19 protein-coding genes are annotated in these 18,457 nt (G+C 57.0%); 9 read left to right on the top strand and 10 right to left on the bottom strand.

Features of this window, described 5'->3' with window-relative positions; genetic code table 11:
* Positions 1-203 precede the first annotated feature (203 nt).
* Complete coding sequence (locus JJB74_RS27745; protein WP_200597654.1) at positions 204-1,598, top strand: amino acid permease; 1,395 nt, start codon at positions 204-206, stop codon at positions 1,596-1,598.
* 354 nt (positions 1,599-1,952) lie between these two features.
* Positions 1,953-2,918 (top strand): asparaginase, encoded by a 966-nt coding sequence (locus JJB74_RS27740; RefSeq protein WP_234484928.1) that lies wholly within the window; start codon positions 1,953-1,955, stop codon positions 2,916-2,918.
* Between the two features lie 105 nt (positions 2,919-3,023).
* Here the strand turns inward: JJB74_RS27740 and ggt are convergent, their stop codons facing one another.
* Entirely contained in the window at positions 3,024-4,772 is a 1,749-nt protein-coding gene (ggt, locus tag JJB74_RS27735) for a gamma-glutamyltransferase (protein WP_407672433.1), read from the bottom strand.
* A gap of 107 nt (positions 4,773-4,879) precedes the next feature.
* On the opposite strand from ggt, the gene JJB74_RS27730 reads away from it, so the two are divergent.
* Positions 4,880-5,683, top strand: coding sequence for an AraC family transcriptional regulator (locus JJB74_RS27730; protein ID WP_200597650.1), 804 nt, complete (start codon positions 4,880-4,882; stop codon positions 5,681-5,683).
* A gap of 337 nt (positions 5,684-6,020) precedes the next feature.
* Here JJB74_RS27730 and tnpB read toward each other — a convergent pair whose 3' ends face one another.
* Positions 6,021-6,377, bottom strand: coding sequence for an IS66 family insertion sequence element accessory protein TnpB (tnpB, locus tag JJB74_RS27725; RefSeq protein WP_200597648.1), 357 nt, complete (start codon positions 6,375-6,377; stop codon positions 6,021-6,023).
* 46 nt (positions 6,378-6,423) lie between these two features.
* A complete protein-coding gene (tnpA, locus tag JJB74_RS27720) occupies positions 6,424-6,699 on the bottom strand; it encodes an IS66-like element accessory protein TnpA (RefSeq protein ID WP_200597646.1) in 276 nt (91 codons plus the stop codon).
* A gap of 81 nt (positions 6,700-6,780) precedes the next feature.
* On the opposite strand from tnpA, the gene JJB74_RS27715 reads away from it, so the two are divergent.
* On the top strand, positions 6,781-7,224 hold the full coding sequence (locus tag JJB74_RS27715) for a DDE-type integrase/transposase/recombinase (protein WP_234484923.1): 444 nt from the start codon (positions 6,781-6,783) through the stop codon (positions 7,222-7,224).
* A gap of 17 nt (positions 7,225-7,241) precedes the next feature.
* Here the strand turns inward: JJB74_RS27715 and JJB74_RS27710 are convergent, their stop codons facing one another.
* Complete coding sequence (locus JJB74_RS27710; RefSeq protein WP_200597642.1) at positions 7,242-7,781, bottom strand: DNA-binding protein; 540 nt, start codon at positions 7,779-7,781, stop codon at positions 7,242-7,244.
* Positions 7,782-7,876: 95 nt separating this feature from the next.
* Between JJB74_RS27710 and JJB74_RS27705 the strand changes: the two genes are divergently transcribed.
* The gene (locus tag JJB74_RS27705) at positions 7,877-8,167 is read left to right on the top strand and encodes a DUF427 domain-containing protein (protein ID WP_200597640.1); all 291 of its coding nucleotides are present in this window, start codon (positions 7,877-7,879) and stop codon (positions 8,165-8,167) included.
* Positions 8,168-8,645: 478 nt separating this feature from the next.
* Here the strand turns inward: JJB74_RS27705 and JJB74_RS34015 are convergent, their stop codons facing one another.
* Positions 8,646-9,164, bottom strand: a complete 519-nt coding sequence (locus tag JJB74_RS34015; RefSeq protein WP_325170188.1) for a DUF1330 domain-containing protein — start codon at positions 9,162-9,164, stop codon at positions 8,646-8,648.
* Positions 9,165-9,476: 312 nt separating this feature from the next.
* Between JJB74_RS34015 and JJB74_RS27695 the strand changes: the two genes are divergently transcribed.
* The 3 genes from JJB74_RS27695 (at position 9,477) to JJB74_RS27685 (ending at position 13,071) form a co-directional block, all read left to right on the top strand.
* The gene (locus JJB74_RS27695) at positions 9,477-9,962 is read left to right on the top strand and encodes a chemotaxis protein CheW (RefSeq protein WP_200597638.1); all 486 of its coding nucleotides are present in this window, start codon (positions 9,477-9,479) and stop codon (positions 9,960-9,962) included.
* Positions 9,963-10,037: 75 nt separating this feature from the next.
* Positions 10,038-11,762, top strand: coding sequence for a methyl-accepting chemotaxis protein (locus JJB74_RS27690; RefSeq protein WP_200597636.1), 1,725 nt, complete (start codon positions 10,038-10,040; stop codon positions 11,760-11,762).
* A 475-nt stretch (positions 11,763-12,237) separates the two neighbouring features.
* Complete coding sequence (locus JJB74_RS27685; RefSeq protein WP_200597634.1) at positions 12,238-13,071, top strand: ankyrin repeat domain-containing protein; 834 nt, start codon at positions 12,238-12,240, stop codon at positions 13,069-13,071.
* A gap of 147 nt (positions 13,072-13,218) precedes the next feature.
* On the opposite strand, the gene JJB74_RS33515 is transcribed toward JJB74_RS27685, so the two are convergent.
* The 5 genes from JJB74_RS33515 to JJB74_RS27670 all read right to left on the bottom strand — a co-directional run bounded on the left by JJB74_RS33515 (position 13,219) and on the right by JJB74_RS27670 (position 17,153).
* Complete coding sequence (locus tag JJB74_RS33515) at positions 13,219-13,317, bottom strand: UPF0175 family protein (RefSeq protein WP_234484922.1); 99 nt, start codon at positions 13,315-13,317, stop codon at positions 13,219-13,221.
* Positions 13,318-13,732: 415 nt separating this feature from the next.
* Positions 13,733-14,944, bottom strand: a complete 1,212-nt coding sequence (locus JJB74_RS27680; protein WP_200597632.1) for an MFS transporter — start codon at positions 14,942-14,944, stop codon at positions 13,733-13,735.
* Between the two features lie 161 nt (positions 14,945-15,105).
* The gene (locus JJB74_RS27675) at positions 15,106-16,089 is read right to left on the bottom strand and encodes an aldo/keto reductase (RefSeq protein WP_200597726.1); all 984 of its coding nucleotides are present in this window, start codon (positions 16,087-16,089) and stop codon (positions 15,106-15,108) included.
* 314 nt (positions 16,090-16,403) lie between these two features.
* Positions 16,404-16,538, bottom strand: coding sequence for a hypothetical protein (locus JJB74_RS33775; protein WP_267913209.1), 135 nt, complete (start codon positions 16,536-16,538; stop codon positions 16,404-16,406).
* A gap of 9 nt (positions 16,539-16,547) precedes the next feature.
* A complete protein-coding gene (locus JJB74_RS27670; RefSeq protein ID WP_234484921.1) occupies positions 16,548-17,153 on the bottom strand; it encodes an SDR family NAD(P)-dependent oxidoreductase in 606 nt (201 codons plus the stop codon).
* Between the two features lie 108 nt (positions 17,154-17,261).
* Between JJB74_RS27670 and JJB74_RS27665 the strand changes: the two genes are divergently transcribed.
* Positions 17,262-18,158, top strand: a complete 897-nt coding sequence (locus JJB74_RS27665; protein ID WP_200597630.1) for a LysR family transcriptional regulator — start codon at positions 17,262-17,264, stop codon at positions 18,156-18,158.
* Positions 18,159-18,457: the final 299 nt, after the last annotated feature.

Below are 18,457 nucleotides of genomic sequence, written 5' to 3'. Positions count from 1 at the left end.
GACACGTGCGGACGTTTGAAATGCAGGAATCGTGCGTGGAGCGGGGAATCGCTGGTCATGACGCCTTCCGTGCGGGACAGCACGCTGCGGCGGCGCAGCGGATCGCGATATTGCGGGACAAATCTGCATGTCGGCGTTCCTCATGCCTGACAGTCAGAATTCAATGGTTGAAAAATCAGTTTCATGTAGAGGACAAAAACACGATGACAAGCCAAACTTCCGGGCCCGCGCCGGCGTTGAAGCGACAGCTCAGCAACAGGCATATCCAGCTCATCGCCCTCGGCGGCGCCGTCGGCACCGGGCTCTTTCTCGGCATCGCGCAAACGATACAGCTCGCCGGACCTTCAGTCCTGCTGGGATATGCGGTGGCGGGACTGATTGCGTTCTTCATCATGCGGCAGCTGGGGGAAATGGTCGTTGCCGAACCGGTGGCGGGATCCTTCAGCCACTTCGCCAACCGGTATTGGGGCGACTTCGCCGGCTTCATGGCCGGCTGGAATTATTGGGTGCTGTACGTGCTGGTGAGCATGGCCGAGCTCACTGCAATCGGCGTCTACGTTCAATACTGGTATCCCGACATTCCGACCTGGGTTTCCGCGCTTGCGGTGTTCCTGATGGTCAACGCGATCAACCTGCTGCATGTGAAGCTGTTCGGCGAGATGGAGTTCTGGTTTTCCTTCATCAAGATCGTCGCGATCGTCGGCATGATCGCCTTTGGCAGCTACCTGCTGGCGACCGGCGGCGGCGGTCCGGAGGCGAGCGTCGGCAACCTGTGGAAGCTGGGCGGCTTCTTTCCGCATGGCGTGGAAGGCCTGGTGATGGCGATGGCGGTCATCATGTTTTCCTTCGGCGGACTGGAACTTGTCGGCATTACCGCGGCGGAGGCGAACAGGCCCGAAGAGACCATACCGCGCGCCACCAACGGGGTGATCTATCGCATCCTGCTCTTCTATGTCGGCGCGCTCGCCGTGCTGCTGTCGCTCTACCCATGGAATGAGGTGCAGCGTGGCGGCAGTCCCTTCGTGCTGATTTTCCAGTCTCTGAACAGCCCGATGGTCGCGCATGCTCTCAATGCCGTTGTGCTGACTGCCGCACTGTCCGTCTACAACAGCTGCGTGTACTGCAACAGCCGCATGCTTCTCGGCCTGGCGCTGCAAGGCAATGCGCCGCGCCGCCTTGCCCGGATCAATGCGCGGGGCGTGCCGGTTTCGGCGCTGATGCTGTCGGCCTCGGCCACCGCCATCTGCGTGCTGATCAATTACCTGATCCCGAAAGGAGCGCTGGAACTGCTGATGATGCTGGTCGTGGCGGCGCTGGTCATCAACTGGGCCATGATCAGCGTCACCCATCTGAAGTTTCGACGCGCGATGCGAGCCCAGGGTGTGGCTACGTCCTTTCCGAGCTGGGGATACCCGGTCACGAATTACCTGTGCCTGATGTTCATCGCAGGCATTCTGGTCGTGATGGTCCTGTCGCCGGGCATCAGGCAGGCAGTGCTGCTGATTCCGGTATGGATAGTCGCCATGGCCGGCGCGTTTGCGCTGATGCGCATGCGCAGCGGGACGAAGCCGGTTGCGGAAGCGGCTTCGAAACGATAAATGCAGGCATGAGGGCAGCCTTACCGAAGCAGGATGCCCTCATGCACCAGAGGTTGTTGGCCATACGGAAGCAGCCCCGTTTGCGCACCAGCGTTGATTGACATCAAAGCTTGCGTGCCGCCAAGTCACGAGTCATAAAGGATCACGTACGCAGCATGCGGGCGGCATCAGATTCATTGCATTTAATCGTTAAGGCATTGATTGCTCCATGCCACAATGCGTCCGCCGGAATATGCCAGGCACAACATAACGCATGGAGACGATTCGAAGATGAAAGCATTGAAGTCAGTCGCAACGCTGTTCCTGCTCAGTGCAAGCTGCGCTTTTGCCCAGACCGCTCAGCCTGTGGTCGCAATGATCGCCACCGGAGGCACGATCGCGATGAAGATCGACCCGGTAAAAAAGGCCCCCGTACCTGCGATCTCGGGAGAAGATCTGCTTGCCACGGTTCCTGACGTAGCGAAGTACGCAAAGGTCGAGGTGAACAATGTCTCCAATGTGCCGTCCGACTATATGGATCCCGCACGCTGGGTACAGCTCACCAAAGTGGTGTCCGACACGCTGGCACGCCCTGATGTCGCCGGCGTCATCGTGTCGCACGGCACGGATACGCTTGAAGAGACCGCCTACTGGCTTGATCTGACCGTGAAATCCGACAAGCCCATTGTCCTCATCGGCGCGCAGCGCAATGCGTCCGAACCGGACTTCGATGGTCCGCACAATCTCCTGAATGCCGTGCGTATCGCGGTCGATCCGCAGGCGAAGGGCAAGGGCGCGATGCTGGCCATGAACAGTCAGATCAACGCGGCGCGCGATGTGACGAAAACCCATACCTCCAGCGTCGAAACATTCAAGTCCGGCGATTACGGCTTTCTCGGAGAAGTGGACTTCGACCGCGTGACATTCTCCCGCGCGCCCTTGCGTCGCCAACATATCGACCTGGCGACGGAAAAAATGCCTGACGTCGAAATCGTTGCCATGTATGGAGGCGCCGACGGGCGTCTGTTGCGATCCGCAGTCGACAGTGGCGCCAAGGGCATTGTCGTGCAGGCGCTAGGCTGGGGAAACATGAATATTCCCATGTTCAATGCGGTGAAGTATGCGCTGTCCAAAAACGTTCCTGTCGTGATCGCGAGCAGGGTGCCGAATGGCCGAGTGCTCCCGAATTACGGCTTCGAAGGCGGTGGCAAGACGCTGGTGGATGCCGGGGCCGTCATGGCTGACGACCTGTCCCCGCAGAAGGCGCGCATTCTGCTGATGCTGCTGTTACAGAACGGCACATCGAACCAGAAAGACCTGCAGGCGGCATTCAGCCGCTGAATGAGAATGTGAGAACGGAATGGCCGGTTCATGTACCGGCGCATTCCGTTTCCGTACTGCTGCTATCCAGACTACGTTATCGCATCCTGTCCAGCAAAACGCCCGTCAGTATCCGGCAGCCTGGCCATCGCCACGCGGGTCGGTTGCTCCATAACGTACGTTGGTCTTCGGGTCGATCAGGATCGCGCCGGCATGCCCCATCGTGTCGGTATAGTTTTCCACTACCCTGACCGGGTGACCGCGTTTGCGGAGCTCATCGGTGACTTCCGCAGGAATGCGTCCCTCGAATTTCGTATCGTTCGAGGACGCGCCCCAGGTACGTCCATGCAACCAGCGCGGCGCGTTGATCGCTTCCTGCGGCGTCATGCCGTAGTCGACGACGCGGGTCACGATCGCGGCCTGGGTCTGCGGCTGCCCTTCTCCACCCATCGTTCCATACACCAGATAAGGCTTGCCTTCTTTCAGCAGCATGGCCGGATTCAGGGTGTGATAAGTGCGCTTTCCGGGTTCGAGATGATTGACGTGCTTGGCATCCAGTGAAAAGAAGCTGCCACGATTCTGCAGCAGCACACCGGTGCCGGCCGGCACGATGCCGCTGCCGAAGTCGTGATAGATGCTCTGGATGATGGATACGGCATTGCCGTCCTTGTCCACGACGCCGAACCATACCGTGTCGCCCTTGGGATCCAGAGGCTTGAGGTCTTGCGCGGCGACGTTCATCTGTATGCGTGCCGCCTGGTCCTTGCCATGCTGTGCCGACAGCAGGTAATCCAGCGGGATCTTCACGAAGTCCGGATCGGACAGGTATTTGTCCCGGTCGACGAATGCTTCCTTGGTCGCTTCCACCAGCACGTGGTAGTAATCGGCGCTGCCTTCGGGGATCTTCGACATGCCTACGTTATTGAGGATGTTGAGGATCTCGAGCGATGCCATGCCCTGCGTGTTCGGAGGCAGGTTGTAGGCCACCGTATCGCGATACGGCACATGCAGCGGCGCCACCCAGTTCGCCTTATGTTGCGCGAAGTCCCTGGCAGTGAGTATGCCGCCGTTCTTCTGCAGATCGTCGACGATCTTCCTGGCGATCTCGCCCTGGTAGAACTCCTTTGCACCGTTCTTTGCGATCAGGCTGATCGTATTGGCCAGATCCGGCTGCTTGAGGATTTCGCCCACGCTGTAGGCCGATCCATCCGGCCTCAGGAAGGTCTGGCGGAAGCCGGGAAAGCGCTGCAGATTCCGGAATTCCTGGTCCTTGGTATCCAGGTTGATCGTGGTCCAACGATAGAGCGATGGCGTGACGGCAAAGCCGTCGCGGGCGTAGGACGTTGCGCTGTCAAAGAGCTGTGACCATGCCAATTTGCCGCCCATTGCCGTGTGCGCATACTTGTAGGCTTCGTCCCATCCCGATACCGCGCCGGGTACGGTATTGGCGGCGAGATAGCCACGCGAAGGAATGTGGCTGAAGCCCTTGGACTTGTAGAGGTCGATGGTCGCTTTCTCACCGGCGCGGCCGCTGGCATTGAGCGCCTTGACCTCGCCAGTCTTGGCGTTATAGATCAGCCAGAAATTGTCGCCACCAAGCGTATTCATCTGCGGATACACCACGGCAAGGGTCGCGGCGGCAGCGATGGCGGCGTCAACGGCATTGCCGCCGTCGCGCAACACCTTCAGGCCAGCTTGCGTAGCAAGGTAATTCGAGGTGGTCACCATGCCATGCGTCGTGGCAGGGTCAAGGCAGCGTGACGCGGTATCGCAGTATTTGCCCGCCTCGGCATTCGAATCAAAGGCAAGGGCGTCGCCGGCGGTGGCGAGCGCCGTCAAGCCTGCGCACAACATCACTTCGGGAAGGAAGCGCATCTGGGTCTCCGGGATATTGGAATTGTTGGTGTGTTTCGCTCGTCGATTGTTTGACGAGCGCCAGTACATTAACGTAGGCGCGAAGTTGTGTTTATCGAAGAAACGACATGAACCATCGCCAATGCGACATCTCGGCGAGCACGCAAGGGGAGTTAGGGATACTGGCTACCCTGCCGCGGCCCGTGTACGGCCATGTGCTCGGAATAAACAATCGCGCGATCGGCTTCCCGCATAGCCATGCGTGGGCGCAGTTTTCCTACGCGACAGAAGGAGTTCTTGAAGTTCGCACCGCTTCCGGTCGATTCATTGCGCCGCCGCTGCGCGGCGTCTGGATTCCTGCAGGCACAGAGCATAGCGTGTACTGCTCTGCCTATGCACAGCTGCGCAGCCTTTACGTTGATCCAGGTGCGATCTCATTTTCCTGGCCGGAATGCAAGACACTGACGGTAAGCCCGCTGTTGCGTGAGCTCATACGCGAGTTCAGTGAAATGCCGGTTGAATACGATGAGCAGGGAAGCCAGGGACGACTGGTCAGTGTATTGCTCGACCAGATCGGCCTGGCTGCCGAAGCCGGCCTGTCGCTGCCATGGCCCAGAGATGTTCGCCTCCAGGCCATCTGCGATGACATTCAGGAACATCCGGAAAATCGGCATACCCTGATTGAGTTCAGCCAGCGTCTGAAGCTGTGCGAACGCACTTTGAGCCGCCTTTTCATGCAGCAGACCGGAATGAGTTTTCGCCAGTGGAGGCAGCGTTCGCGCCTTCTTTTCTCGCTTTCGCTGCTGGCAAAAGGCGAGCGGGTGACTGATGTAGCCATCGCATGCGGCTATGAAAGCATGTCGGCGTTTATCGTTGCCTTCAAAGAACAGATGGGCGTCACCCCCAAGGAGCTTTTCCCGACGCACGGCTAAGCGTCTGCGCCAATCGGGCGTTGGCATCACTGGTCTGCATTGCTGTGTTCAACCCGAAACATCAAGCAGGACAGATAGCTGCGGTTCTCGCCTTGCCAATACGCGTCTTGCAGCGTTCCCTTGCAGCCTGTGGCCACCCCCAGCAATACCACTATGGCGAAAAATTAGCGGTGAAAATTACCTCTATAAATATCAGGCACTTACTGGCACCATTACAACGCCGCTCTCTCGAAAAGGAATGTAATTCCTTTTCAAACCTAATTTCTCGAGAACGGCCCACTCAGCGCACTCGCATGCGACGAGCTTGGAGACTCAATGAACTAGGGCGTGTCATCAATCAAGCCAGATAACAGCGACGGCGAGTGGCCAGCGTCTTCCAGGGCAGCCCGCATACCAGGACCTGCAACTGCTCGGCAGTCAGAGCAACGGTAAGTGCAGAGGGATCGCTGTTCCAAACGATGCGGCCGCGGTTCAGGCGCCGGGCAGCCAGCCAGATACCGAAGCCGTCGTAGACGAGAACCTTGATGCGGGTGGCGGCCTTGTTGGTGAACAGATAGGCGTGGTGCGGCCGCGCAGCGCCGAATACCTTGACCACGCGCGCCAGCGCGGTGTCCGTGCCGGCGCGCATGTCGAGCGGCTCGGTGGCCAGCCAGATGGCGTCGATGCGGATCACCGCAGTACCTCGCGCAACCACGCCGCACATTCCGCAGATGCCGACAGGGGCCAGCAGACCGTGGCAGTCACGGCGCCACGCCGCACCTCGATACGCAGTTCGACGGCCACGGGGTCATGGCTGTCGTGGGCAGCGGCACAGGGATGAAGGCAGCAGAACCGGCTTGCGCCGCGGCAGTCTGCTGGTTCATGGCGCGGACACGCCATTTGTGCACGAGATTGGTGTTGATGCCGTGTGCCATGGCCACTGACGCAATGGAGGCGCCAGGCTGCTCGCATTCCGCAAGCACTTCGGCCTTCACGTCCTTGCTATGGCGCCGTCTGCGTAATGTCGTTTCTGTCATAGGTGTCCACCTCGTTTAGGTGGGCACCATCATCCTTACGCCTCAAGTTCACTTCAAGGCGACTTCGCCGGGCGCTTACGGATGGTTCCTAAGTCGCGCGTAACAACGGCGAGCGTGTACGAGTCGCATTTTGCTTTGGACTGTTACGACCGAGAAGTCATGACTTGGGTCGCCACCACCGAAGGCATCGATGCCGGACTGGTAAGCGACTTGATGATGCAGGCAGTGGAATATCGCTTCTGCCCGAACAGCAAAGCGCCGACCGAGACTGAGTGGCTGACCGACAATGGCCGCTGTTACACCGCGGTCGAGACACGCTTGCTAAGTGCCAACACCTCGAGCCGGTATTGCTCAGCAATTCGCGCGAGCTGCCCATGCGCACCCTCCAGTTCTTTCTGGAGTTTTGCAGCCGCAATCCTCTCGCGATCGATTTCCAGGAGCGCCCGCCTTTCAGTAGCACGAAATCGCTCCTCGGCAAGTTGGGATTCCTGGCGCAGCGTCGCGATTTCCGCGGCAAAGTCGTGACGCGCCCGTTCATTGGCTTACCGGTACGCCGCGATGTCAGCGTGCGCTTGCGCGAGCTGGGTATCCAGCCCGTCGCGTATGGCGGCGGATGCGGCAAGTTGCTGCTGTAGATCGGCGATTTGCTCGCGTGCCTGTGCCAGGTTCGCGCGAACGCTTTCCCGATCCTTCTGAAGCGCCTCGCGCTCGGCCTCTGCCTGGGCTCGTGCGCTTTCCGCTTCAAGCACCTTCGCCCTCGCCTCGTCCTGGTAAGCGTTCAGCGAAGCGTGCGCCCTCTGCTGAGCCAGATCCCACAATGCCGCCGCCATCTCGCCTGCCCTGGTTTTCAGGTCTTCAGGGAGATCCGGGTGTTCGATGCGCACCCGGCTTTTCTCTCGCAGCGTGTCCCAAAACTTGCCGAGCGCCTCGGTGGGCGCGCTCATGCTGCCCTTTTTCACACACTGATACAGCTTGTTGGCGGTCGGCGTGATGCCGTACCGGAAAAACATCACGGTGCAGACTTCCCGGTACAGCTCTTGCGTATTCGGGAAGCGATCACGCAGCGCCGCGACATCGGCCATGAGTCTCGAACTGCAACTTGTGGAACTGAATTGCGTAGCGACCTGCCTATTCCTTAGAGCAGGCGCAACGAAACGTCAACTGAACAGGAGACATCATGCCCAAGGCAATCTGGAACGGCAGCGTCATCGCGGAAGCACCGGACGATGCGGTCGAAATCGTGGAAGGCAACGTGTATTTTCCCATGCATGCGGTGCGCGAGGATCTGCTGCAACCAAGCGACAATACGAGTTCCTGCTACTGGAAGGGCCGCGCAAACTACTACCATGTTGTGGTCGACGGCAAGGTGAACCAGGATGCAGCCTGGACGTATAGGACGCCGTCAGATGCCGCGCAGCGCATCGCTGGCCATGTCGCATTCTGGCATGGCGTGGAAGTGGAGCGATGACCGCGGTGCGCACATGACCGCACCTGGACGCTCGGCATGCGCAATGAGCAGCGGCATGTACACCGGTGCGGTATCGCCTTGCAGGTTCGCATCTGCTGGTTAAAAGCTGGCATATCGCGTCTTGCATGCAGCTGTCACGCACCTTGTCAACATCAGTGCCGTAACCGCCTGATTGCGTGATTCCCACAAGGTAAAGCAACAGGTGGCGAGATGGGCGAGACCGTCAACAATGCAATAGGGGCAGAGCTGCGCTCCTTGACTGGCATCTGGTAGGCCACGTATTTCACGGACACGGAGGCGAACGGCGCGGCTGCTGCCGTTGTAAGGAATGCTTTTGGCCGGCTATTGCCCACATCAAGAATTGCAGCGCAAGCGGACAGTAGGCTTATCGCCCATACTGCAAAAAACGATTTCTCTGATAAAGCGCTTTACGTATTCCTAAGGACTTGGTCACTTGACCCCTGTTGGGCAAAGATCACTACGCTTGATACGCCGTAAGCATCACCTCAGCAGCTTCTTGACGAAGCGGAATGATACTTTGGTACGCAGGTGATGCTTCCCAGGCCTTGGCCGCTTCGATGCTTGGAAAGCGAATCACCACAATATCTGTGTACGGATTTTCTTTGGCAAAATCGGACGCCTTCTTTCCTCGAAATACGACTTCGCCTCCCCAAGGAGCAATTGTGGCAGGAACCTGATTTCGATACTCCACCCACTTGCGTTCGTCTTTAACACTGATTTTACCCACGACATATGCATTCGGCATGGCAAAACCTCTGTAGGAGTCTAAAACTATCAGGCGTACTGCATCGATCTGCTTTTGGCAGACTGTTGCCATAACCAGAAAGCGCAGGTCCGCCCCTGATGAGACATTCGCTGCATACTGATGAACGTCCAATAAGCAGCTTGCAGTGGTCGTTCCAAAAAAGCCTGATCGTCTGCTTCTCGCTGGGTTAAGCCTGACATCAAACTGGCATGTACGTCCCTTTACTGCCACGCGTGTTCGCCTCTTCCTTGGGACTGTCTTCGATGCAAATGGTCTGCAACGCAAACATCTCCCCCGTACTTATTGTCCTCCTTCCTTGTTCTATTCTGGATCTCGGGCACTAACAGTTCGCTCTCGAGGGCGGCTCTAAAACTGTTGTTGCATCGTCACACAAGATCCTAAGTAAATTTCCTTGAAGAAACGTATGCGGTATTCTGTCTCTCTGATAGGACCACAGTAGCCGATGATTGAAGCCGCTACGCTAGGCAGAACCACCGGAAGGATCATCAGAAAAACGCAACAAGCCAACTGCCCAAAAAATCCATGCAGCAGTCAACACTTCCTAACGCAGCAAATGCCAGTCATGAATATCTTGCCTTCCAGTTGGGGCGGGAAGAATACGGTATCGACATTCAGAAAGCGCAGGAGATTCATGGATATGAAGCGGTACCGCGCATAGCCAATGCACCGGACTTTATCAAGGGCGTGGTTAATTTGCGCGGCACGATCGTGACAATCGTTGACATGCGCATCCGGCTCAACCTCGGCACGTCTACTTACGACCAGTTCACCGCGATCGTCATTCTCAACGTCAACAATGGCATCGTTGGCATTGTGGTCGACAGCGTATCGGATGTCATAACTCTGACAGCCGAGCAAATTCAGGCTGCGCCAGAGATTGGCATGGCCATGAACAGTGATCACCTGATCGGCTTAGGCACGCACAACGGGCAAATGCTCATATTGGTCGATATCGACCGCCTCATTTCCTTCGCCGAGCTGGGATTTGCCACCTCTTTAGCGGCTTGACTGAGCTTCAAGCCATCCAAACGCAGGTTGCTGTCACTAGCATCCTTTCACGCAGCACTGTTCTAATAGAAGAAAATGCAGATCTCAAATTTAAAAATTGGCGCGCGCTTAGCAATCGGTTTTGCACTCGTTTTGGTACTGGCTGGCGTCATGACCGGCTTGGGCATATGGCGACTACACGACATGCAAAGCGCTATCGCAGCAATGGATAATGCCGCGCTCAAAGAACGTCTTGCCAACCAGTGGTACCTGGGCAATATCGCCAACGCCATACGCACTACTGCACGCGTCAAGACGACGAGTGCGGAAGATGACAAGTTCTACCAAGCCGAGATGACCGCGCAAAGCGCCGAGATAGGCAAAATTCAAAAGGAACTCGAAGCCTTGATCACCCGAGATGAAGGCAAGCAGCTAATGAGGGTTGTCGGAGAGAAACGCAAGGAGTACATGGACGCCCGAAACGAAGTTTTCAGACTGAAGGCACTAGGTACGCCTGAATCTGAGGCGGCGTTCAAGAAGATGCTCGCTTCGAAAATGAATCCGGCCATGGATTCCTATAACCAGTCCGTTCTTGATGTCGTCAATTATCAGCATAGGGTCTTCAGCGAAGAGCAAACAGCTGCCGATGCGATGTCCGAATCAGGACGCAATTTGTTGATCATTATTGGAGTTGTCGCGCTTGCAGCCGGAGCTGCGCTTGCTTGGCTACTCTCGCGCAGTATCGTGCGTCCGATCAGCTACGCGGTCTCGGTGGCACGTACCGTCGCCGCTGGTGACCTCAGCAAAGATATCCGCGTACAGTCGAAAGACGAGGCAGGCGAACTCATGCAGGCATTGAAAGACATGAATGATAGCTTGGCGAAGATTGTCGCTGAAGTTCGCGCTGGTACTGAGACCATTGCGACCGGTTCGGCACAAGTGGCCGCCGGTAGTCAGGACCTGTCCGCTCGCACCGAGCAGCAGGCTTCCTCGCTCGAAGAAACCGCTTCTTCGATGGAAGAACTTACCTCTACCGTCAAACAGAATGCCGAAAATGCTCGCCAAGCCAACGTTCTCGCTGGCACGGCATCTGAAGTGGCCTCGAAAGGCGGTGAAGTCATTGGCCAGGTAGTCGGCACTATGGGAGAAATTCATGCCTCGGCCAACAAGATTGTTGACATCATCAGCGTTATTGATGGCATTGCCTTCCAGACCAATATCCTGGCACTGAATGCCGCGGTGGAAGCCGCTCGCGCCGGGGAGCAAGGCCGTGGCTTTGCCGTTGTCGCAAGCGAAGTCCGGACGCTGGCGCAGCGCTCGGCAAATGCAGCCAAGGAAATCAAGTCCCTCATTGACGATTCGGTGGAAAAAGTTGAAGCCGGCAGCCAGCTGGTCAACAGTGCCGGCACGACGATGAATGAGATCGTTGAGAGCGTCAGGCGCGTCACCGACATCATGGCCGAAATTTCTTCCGCAAGCGCCGAACAGACTGCTGGCATCGACCAAATCAATCAAGCAGTAACGCAAATGGATAGCGTTACACAGCAGAACGCCGCCCTAGTAGAGGAAGCTGCGGCCGCCTCCGAATCGATGCAGCATCAGGCCGCAAGCCTAGCAAACACAGTTAGCATTTTTAGGCTCGCAAATAGCCACGTCGCCACGGCTTTAACCACGCCGCGCAGCAAGCATGTTGCGAAACAGCCGCCTAGGGCAATCGTAACAACAGGCAATACGACTCTGTCCGCACCCAGACGCCGCGAGCCAACATCCACGGCGATAGCAAGGAACGCTGCCGCCAGCGGTGATTGGGAAGAGTTCTGAGAAACGCGTAGAGCTGAACTTGGTATTCAATGCCCCGGCAACGGGGCATCCTTTTTTCAAGTCCCAACAAATGCCGGAGCACGTATTTCTATTCCGGCAATCCGCCAATCGAAGGCAAGTCCATCGCATTTTCACCTTGTTAGGACTTCCCTCGTTGGTAATCGATCGCTAGTACCGCTAACCTTCGGCAGTCATGCACCCATTAGCGGACGTTCGCATTTTCAATTTGACTGTCTGCTAGTGGCCGATCCCGGCCGCTGGACCTTGGCGGGCACCAACTTGAACGGCCCCATTTCGCTCTTGTGATACGCATTCCATAAAGCGTCAGAGCGGTCAAAAAAGAGGGTTGGCTGCAAAAGGGATATGGTCTTCCCCCGGAGCCCCCGCACTACTAGGGCTGAACTTCGCCTCGATGATTCGATCAATCCTAGCCATCGCGGATGGTACATGCGACAAGTCTACAAGGAGTGATGCCATGAGCGAGCAGCAGCCGAACCAGAATATGAGCAAGGCGGTACAGTCGCCTGATGAGTGCCTTGTCGCCGCTGCACACGCCGGCGATCTGCCTGCGGTACAGCAAGCTATCACTGATGGCGCCAACATCAATGCGAAGGTCGTCACGGACCGGTTCCGGGGCGAAAAATTCCAAAGCACGGCCTTGCATCTGGCGGTACTGTATGCGCACGAGGCGGTCGCTGCCTATCTCTTGGAAAAGGGTGCAGACGCGAATGTGCTCGACAGTGCCGGCCGCGCACCGCTGCACCTGGCGATTATCGCGCGACAGACCAACTTCGTACGTATGCTTTTAAACGCCGGCGCCGATGTGAATCTGAAGGATGCCAAAGGATATTCGCCGCTGCACTCGATTTCCTCAGCAGGAGACTCCACGGAAACTGTCGATCTGTTGCTTGAGCGCGGTGCCGATGTAAATGCCGCTGACAATGGCGGCGTGACCCCAATTTTTGATGCGGTGTATAACGCGCAACCGGTGCTCGTCAAGAAATTGCTTGAACATGGCGCGATGTTCAATGCGTTCGATAACAATGGCGAGCAGCCGATCCATTTTGCCAATCGAGATAACTTGAAAGAGCATGGGAAAGCGGAACGGACAGTGGAGTGCCTCGCGCTCCTGCTTGAGGCCGGGGCAAGCGCGGACGCGCCTGATCGTCATGGCAAGACCCTGGTGGAGCAATGCGAAAATGATGCGCGGATAGCAGAGCTGGTGGCAGTGTTCGAAGCCAAAGGCGGAGTCGATGCTGCGCTCGCAAAGATTCGGCGTGAAGGTCCACAGGGAGATAGCGATGACTGAAACAGACTGTGAAAAAGTAACGACCGAAGCTGCGCCGATCCAACATGTCCAACAAACGGTGGTTCGGTCACTCGCGCAATAGCTTTAATTCGTCGTCTATTTCGGCGGGATCGTAATCAACCAGCGGAATTCCGCGCTTTTGCACTTCTACCCAAAATCGACTTCGCTCATGCCAGCACTGAGTGCTGCTCGACCAGCCGATACATCGCCTTGCCGAAAACTCTCAACAGCTTCATCGATGGTCATTGCTCCTCCTGTTCAACAAATGGCTATTAATTCAAAAGCGCGTCTGCATACGGACCGGGTACATCCTTCGGGGAAACTGCTACAGCCTCCAGCACATCGGCGCTTGGGTAAGCTTACTCGGTCAGGCGCGCCGCTGCAGCGCTCGCGGATCGAGGTCGTCTATTTTCGACTCACTGCCGCCAGTCGGCTGGACTCCTTGAAGGTCTCTTCTTCGCGTAACACCGGACGTTCGGAACGGAAGCACAACAACAAAGCTTCAGTCAGAAGTAGACGTTCATATACTTAGATGACTTGGCGGATCGCTTCCATGGTTCGACGGCTTTGAAGAATCTCGACCACCCGACAGCCAAATACCTTTAAGAAGCAAATTAGCCAGTCGGCTGTGCGCGCATGCAAGTTGGCGAAAATCACTGTATCAAGAACACTTTCGCGCTGGCAGAAGTCGGCTAGCTCGCGCTGAAAGGGCGCCAAGGATGCCCGCGATCATGAGCAAGCCCGCACTTGTGCCGAAGGTCGCCCGATAGCCGCTCGTATCAAACAGGACGCCGCCTGCCATGGCACCGAGGGTGATCGCGAGCTGGACGACTGCCACCATCAGCCCCCCACCGCGCTCGGCATCCCTAGGCAAGGTTCTTGCCAGCCATGCCCACCAGCCGACCGGGGCCGACGTAGCGACAAGGCCCCAAATGGCTACCAAGATTGTGGTGACGGCAACTGAGTTGCCAAACATGAGGAGTGCTACGGCATCCGTTGCCATCAATATTGGAATGATGAAGAGCGTGCGGTAGAGGTGACCTTTCAGGAGCCACCCGATCAAGATTGTACCGACAAAGCCGGCCACGCCGAGGACGAGAAGCATAAGTGAAAGCGTGGAACCACTTACTTGCGTCACTGTTTCAAGAAATGGGCGCAAGTAAGTGAACAGAGCAAACTGCCCCATAAAGAACACACTTACAGCAGCCATACCTAACGCAACTTCGGGCTGCTTCAACAGGTTTAAGACGTTTCCAGACTGTGGCTTGCGTCCTGCATGCATTGGCGGAAGGCTGATCCATTTCCACCCTAGAGCAATCGCCGCGAGAGGCACGAGACAGAAAAAGGCTCCCCGCCAACCGACAATTGTTCCTAAGAAGCTACCCAGAGGAGCGGCGACCACGGTCGCCAGAGCATTCCCGCCATTGACGATCGCGAGAGCGCGTGTGACTTGGTGTTCCGGCACAAGCCGCATCGCAGTTGCCGCTGACATCGACCAAAAACCACCGATAGCCACGCCAATAAAAGCGCGAGCCACCATGAACATCGCGTAGTTTGGTGAAAAGGCAGCGATTGTTCCAGACACAATCATCAATAGCGTTAGCGCCAGCAACAATACCCTACGATCAAGTCGCCCAACTAACGACGCAATGAAAAGACTGGTAAGCAGCGCAAATGCCCCCGAGACGGAAATGGCCTGTCCGGCCTGTCCTTCAGTGACGCCAAGATCAGTCGCAATCGGTGTAAGCAGGCTAACCGGCATGAATTCGGACGCAACCAGTACGAATGCGCCGAGCGACATAGCCATTACGGCGCCCCACGATGCGTTTGCTTCAAAGTGTCGCTTGTTTTCAGCGTGGATATTCGAGTTCATCAGTCTTTCGAAAGCAGATTTGCCAAGGGCTCCAAGGCAATAAATTCGGTAAGCGGAATAAGGTTCATGCATAACGCGGATCGTAGCCTGCCCCGTCAATCGACTAAGGGCAGGCAGCGTTGCCACGCAGGCACTCGGGTGTGGCTGCTGCCCTGCGCAGGTCACCTATCTATCAATCGCATCATCGCCTCGTTGTACCGTTCGCCACGCACCGACGCGCTCGCCAACACGGCATCGAGCTTGTCCAAGTCGTCCACGCCCAACTCAACATCGGCGGCACCGGCATTCTCCTGAAGTCGGTGGAGCTTCGTCGTACCGGGAATCGGCACGATCCACTGCTTCTGAGCAAGCAACCACGCAAGTGCTACCTGAGCGGGAGTCACTTTCTTCTGCTCGGCAATGGTTGTGATGAGCTGGACCAACTTCGTATTGGCCTCGCGCGCCTGGCCCTGGAATCGCGGCAGCGTACTGCGGATGTCGTCGGCGCCGAAAGTCGTGCTCGTGTCGATCCGTCCGGTCAGTAATCCCTTACCCAGAGGGCTAAAAGGTACGAATCCGATACCCAGCTCCTCGAGAGCCGGCAGGATCTCCGATTCGGGGTCGCGGGTGAACATCGAATATTCACTTTGCAACGCTGCTACTGGCTGGATGGCATGCGCGCGGCGGATGGTAGCGACCCCCGCTTCTGACAATCCGAAGTATCGGACTTTGCCTTCGGCAATGAGATCCTTAACCGTACCTGCGACATCCTCGATCGGGACATTGGGATCGACACGGTGTTGGTAGAACAGGTCGATACGATCGGTCTTGAGGCGTTTAAGAGACTGCTCGGCGACAAAGCGAATCCGCACGGGACTACTATCCAGCTCTCCAGTCTTGGCACTGCCGTTCTTCCAACCGAATTTTGTTGCAAGGACCACATGGTCGCGGAATGCTGCAACGGCTTCGCCCAGCAACTCCTCATTTGCCGCACCGTAGGCTTCCGCCGTATCGAAAAACGTGATGCCGAGGTCATAAGCTGAGCGGATCAGGTTGATGGCGTGCGCCGCATCCGTCGCAGGCCCGTAGCCATACGACAATCCCATGCATCCAAAGCCTAGGGCGGAAACTTTGAGGCCGTTTGTGCCAAGTGTACGTTGCTGCATCATTTTCTCCTGTTGGGTGGTAAAGGCCTCGCAGGCATTTGAGGCCAGACGAAGAACCATCGTCGACGCGAGCGACAGCTTGCCGGCTATGCTCGCAGTGGATTGCGTAATCGGGATGTCCGCCGCCTATATCGCTGCGCTCTACATTTCACGTGGCCAATCGGTCCAGATCCTCACGGCGTTCGCTGTCAAATGCCCTGGCATTACCGCGCTGTGGCCGGAAAGCCGGCGATGAAGTCCGAACATGAAAGCCTTCCTTGCCGCAGTCTTTCCTATAAAACATTAATAAGTCGAAAGTTCGCGCCACAAGCAAGTCAACGGACTGCGAAACCGCCGCCGATGGCCGTCGGCTGGGCGATCATGAAGGCGGCTGCAGGACGGCACAGCCAAAAGCACAGCCGAGGCAATTTCGTCCGCGCGACCGGAATTTCCTTCAGCACTGCGTTCATCGTCTCCGGTTAATCGGCCAACGCCTGCTGCACCATGGGCGTATCGATGCATCCAGGACAGATCACATTGATCCGGATACCTTTTGCCGCATACCCGAGCGCGGCGCTTTTCGTCAGCCCAATGAGGCCGTGCTTGGTTGCGGTATACGCGCCGAGGCCGGGTATGCCGACAAGTCCAGCTTGGGAGGAGGTATTGACGATCGCACTGCTCCCCTGATTGCGCATATGGCGCAATCCATGTTTCATGCAGCTCCAGATGCCGCGCAGGTTGATTCCGATGATGCGATCGAAGTCGGCAGCACTGGCGTCAGCGGTCTCGGCGACCAAAACTTGAATGCCAGCATTATTGAACGCGGCGTCGAGGCGTCCGAAGGACGAGATAGTTTGTGCCACCATGGCAGCGGCTTCGGCTTCGTCGGCGACATTACAGCGGATGGCCAGCGCCTTGTGCCCGGCCGCTACCAGGACTTTTGCCGCTGAGCGCACGGCGGTCTCGTCAATATCGGCCAGCACAACGGCAGCCCCTGCTTGGGCATATGCCTTTGCGGTCTCGAAACCAATACCAGAGCCTGCGCCAGTCACGAGGGCAACCTTGTTTTCAAATGTCTGTGTCATGGCGAATCGTTCGATGGATGTCCTCAAAGCGAGGATGTGACTTTACTAGGCGCTTATTCATGCCGGTAGGGAGTAAACTTCGAATACCGATATACAAAAAATTTATAAATGCCACGCGTTGACTTCAATAATCTGCAGGCCTTTATCGTCGTAGCCCGCGAGCGTAGCTTCACGCGCGCAGCGGCGCAGCTTGGGGTATCGCAACCGGCGCTGAGCCATACGATCAGGGGACTGGAATCCCGGTTGGGAGTGCGCTTGCTTTCGCGCACTACCCGTGGAGTCTCGCCCACGGAAGCGGGAGAGCGTTTGCTGGCGAACCTCGGGCCGTATTACGAAGGGATTGAAACAGAGCTTGCTGAACTTAGCGGTCTTCGGGACAAGGCTTCCGGCACCATTAGAGTCACGGCGCCCGATTATGGCGCAAGCAGTTTCCTCTGGCCGAAGCTGTCCCACCTGATGCTGGAATATCCCGAAATCAACATCGAAATCGATATCAACAATCGAATGGTTGATATTGTGGCCGAACGTTTCGACGCGGGTGTCCGACTTGGCGACCAAGTGGCTAAGGATATGGTCGCTGTTCGCATTACGCCGGACCTGCGCATGGCTGTCGTCGCCGCACCATCGTACTGGACAGCGCATCCCCGCCCGCAAACGCCACAGGATCTCACTGCACACAACTGTATCAACCTACGCTTGGCAACGTATGGCGGCTTATATGCCTGGGAGTTTGAGAAGGATGGCAAAGCGCTGGAAGTACACGTTCGCGGGCAATACACAGGCAACACCACCCCACAAATGTTAGAAGGCGCGCTAGCTGGAGTCGGCGTGGCTTATGTGCCAGCGGGGCTGGCACAGGAACATATCGAGAAGGGGCGCCTAGCCCCAGCTCTGGAAGATTGGTGGGCCACATTTCCCGGATACCACCTCTACTTTCCAAGCCGACGCCAAACCTCGCGTGCATTTGCCCTCCTGGTAGAAGCGCTTCGGTATCCGTCTCTTTGAAGAGTGTCCGTTGATTACATTGTGCGCTTTGAGCCGCCAATACACCGCTCACTCCGAATAGGATGCCCATCCACAGGCAGATTCGATCGAATGGCCAATCCCTGCCCTAACGCGGTTGTCGGAATGCTAGACGGAGGAATGTAGAGGAATTAAAGCGGTCTAACCATGAGCATCGCCACCTTGAGGAGGCCATCATGGGCGCTGCTTATTCCGTGGATCTACGACGCAAAGTTGTCCGGGCCTGTGAGCGCGGTACAGCATCGCAGGCAGAAGTGGCCAGCTTCTTTGGCGTCAGCCTG

This window comes from Noviherbaspirillum pedocola (assembly GCF_016632335.1).
Taxonomy (GTDB): Bacteria; Pseudomonadota; Gammaproteobacteria; order Burkholderiales; family Burkholderiaceae_D; genus Noviherbaspirillum_A; species Noviherbaspirillum_A pedocola.
The sequence above is the reverse complement of the archived record's forward strand: the minus strand, read 5'-3'. Positions and strand labels throughout refer to the sequence as shown.

Bases quoted from the DNA above. Each gene is read 5' to 3' on its own strand.
- JJB74_RS27675 (WP_200597726.1), bottom strand. From the start codon at position 16,089: ATGCAGCAACGTACACTTGGCACAAACGGCCTCAAAGTTTCCGCCCTA.
- tnpA (WP_200597646.1), bottom strand. From the start codon at position 6,699: ATGACAGAAACGACATTACGCAGACGGCGCCATAGCAAGGACGTGAAG.
- JJB74_RS27670 (WP_234484921.1), bottom strand. From the start codon at position 17,153: ATGACACAGACATTTGAAAACAAGGTTGCCCTCGTGACTGGCGCAGGC.
- JJB74_RS27710 (WP_200597642.1), bottom strand. From the start codon at position 7,781: ATGGCCGATGTCGCGGCGCTGCGTGATCGCTTCCCGAATACGCAAGAG.
- JJB74_RS27680 (WP_200597632.1), bottom strand. From the start codon at position 14,944: ATGAACTCGAATATCCACGCTGAAAACAAGCGACACTTTGAAGCAAAC.
- JJB74_RS27730 (WP_200597650.1), top strand. From the start codon at position 4,880: ATGAACCATCGCCAATGCGACATCTCGGCGAGCACGCAAGGGGAGTTA.
- JJB74_RS27690 (WP_200597636.1), top strand. From the start codon at position 10,038: ATGCAGATCTCAAATTTAAAAATTGGCGCGCGCTTAGCAATCGGTTTT.
- JJB74_RS27745 (WP_200597654.1), top strand. From the start codon at position 204: ATGACAAGCCAAACTTCCGGGCCCGCGCCGGCGTTGAAGCGACAGCTC.
- JJB74_RS33515 (WP_234484922.1), bottom strand. From the start codon at position 13,317: ATGACCATCGATGAAGCTGTTGAGAGTTTTCGGCAAGGCGATGTATCG.
- JJB74_RS33775 (WP_267913209.1), bottom strand. From the start codon at position 16,538: ATGAACGCAGTGCTGAAGGAAATTCCGGTCGCGCGGACGAAATTGCCT.
- JJB74_RS27740 (WP_234484928.1), top strand. From the start codon at position 1,953: ATGATCGCCACCGGAGGCACGATCGCGATGAAGATCGACCCGGTAAAA.
- JJB74_RS27695 (WP_200597638.1), top strand. From the start codon at position 9,477: ATGCAGCAGTCAACACTTCCTAACGCAGCAAATGCCAGTCATGAATAT.
- JJB74_RS27665 (WP_200597630.1), top strand. From the start codon at position 17,262: ATGCCACGCGTTGACTTCAATAATCTGCAGGCCTTTATCGTCGTAGCC.
- ggt (WP_407672433.1), bottom strand. From the start codon at position 4,772: ATGCGCTTCCTTCCCGAAGTGATGTTGTGCGCAGGCTTGACGGCGCTC.
- JJB74_RS27685 (WP_200597634.1), top strand. From the start codon at position 12,238: ATGAGCGAGCAGCAGCCGAACCAGAATATGAGCAAGGCGGTACAGTCG.
- JJB74_RS27715 (WP_234484923.1), top strand. From the start codon at position 6,781: ATGGTTCCTAAGTCGCGCGTAACAACGGCGAGCGTGTACGAGTCGCAT.
- JJB74_RS27705 (WP_200597640.1), top strand. From the start codon at position 7,877: ATGCCCAAGGCAATCTGGAACGGCAGCGTCATCGCGGAAGCACCGGAC.